The organism is Nocardioides ginkgobilobae (genome assembly GCF_054781275.1).
This window is the reverse complement of record NZ_BAAGUS010000048.1, coordinates 1-1,299: the sequence shown is the minus strand read 5'-3', so window position 1 is coordinate 1,299 and position 1,299 is coordinate 1. Positions and strand designations below refer to the sequence as shown.

The following is a 1,299-nucleotide window of genomic DNA, read 5'->3' as shown; positions in this document are numbered from 1 at the left end:
CGGCGGCCGCGCCGATGGTGATGTTCTTGGCTTGTCGGGCTGGGCGCAGATCGTGGACGCCGAGGTCCTGGTGTGGACGGGTCAGCTGCTTGAACATCTCGCGTGCGATTGCTCGCTTGAGCAGTCGCAGGATCTCGGGGGTCGAGCGGCCTTGGTCTCGCTGCCGTTTGACGAAGGCCTTGGTCGGCGGGTGATTGCGCATGCGCGCCAGCGCAATTGTGTGCAGGGCGTGGTTCGCTCGGCGGTCGCCGCCGCGGGAGAGTCGGTGGCGGGTGGTCTTCCCCGAGGATGCTGGCACCGGGGCGGTACCGCATAGGGCCGCGAAGGAGGCTTCGGTGCGGAGCCGGTCGGGGTTGCCGCCGGAGGTGATCAACATCTGCGCGGCGGTGTAGTTGCCTACGCCGTGCAGGTGCAGCAGGTGGGGCGCGGTCTGCTCGATCAGCGAGGTCAGCTCGGCGTCGAGTTTGGCGATCTCCTTCGTCAGGGCGTGGTGGCGTTGGGCCAGCGACTTCAGTGCGGTCAGAACGAGGCGCTCCTCGAGGTCGGCGTGGTTGCCCGGGCGGCAGCTGCCTAGTGCTTGGACCAGCCGTGCCGATGTCAGGTTTCGGTACTTCTCTCGCAGGCGCACCGGTGAGGTGATCAGTTGCTGACCGATCTGGACCTGCGCGGCGGTCCTGGCCTTGACCGCTGAGCGTCGCGCGTTGTGCAGGGCGCGCAGTGCGGTGATGTCGGCCTTCTTGGCGGCTGCGGTCGCTCGGCCAGCGAGAACCGCGTGTGCTGCTTGGTAGGCGTCGATCGGATCGGACTTCCCCTCTCGTCGACGCACGGCTCGTTCGGGGCGGAGAACTTCGTGAACAGTCAGGTCCGCGGCGAGGGCTGCGCGGGTGATGCCGACGCCGTATGAGCTGGTGCCCTCGATGCCGAGACCGATCACCTGGCCGTGGCTGCTGAGGAACTCCAGCGCATCGCTGTAGCCGGTCGGGGTGGTCGGGAACTCCTGGTCGCCGAGCTGGCGGCCCCAGGGATCGATTGCTGCGACGTGGATGGTGTCGGCATGGGTGTCGATCCCGCCGATGATCGTGCCCGGGGCTATCGCGGTCACTGTCATGATGAAACTGCCTTCCGTGTCGATTCGGTTGGTCGACGCCGGTCGGGCGAGCAGACAGGACACTGATGAGGCTTCGCCAGGCTCTTATGAGGTCATGTCCGCCCGGCCGGCGAGCGGGACCCCGAGGGTCGGACGGTCCAATTGATAGTCAGGCCAGCAGGCCGACAGTCGGTGCCGGAGTCACGACCCTC

1 protein-coding gene is annotated in these 1,299 nt (G+C 67.3%); it reads right to left on the bottom strand.

Features of this window, described 5'->3' with window-relative positions:
* A partial coding sequence (locus ACYVID_RS18130; protein WP_460739469.1) for an IS110 family RNA-guided transposase occupies positions 1 to 1,171 on the bottom strand: 1,171 nt, incomplete at its 3' end.
* Between the last annotated feature and the right edge of the window lie 128 nt (positions 1,172 to 1,299).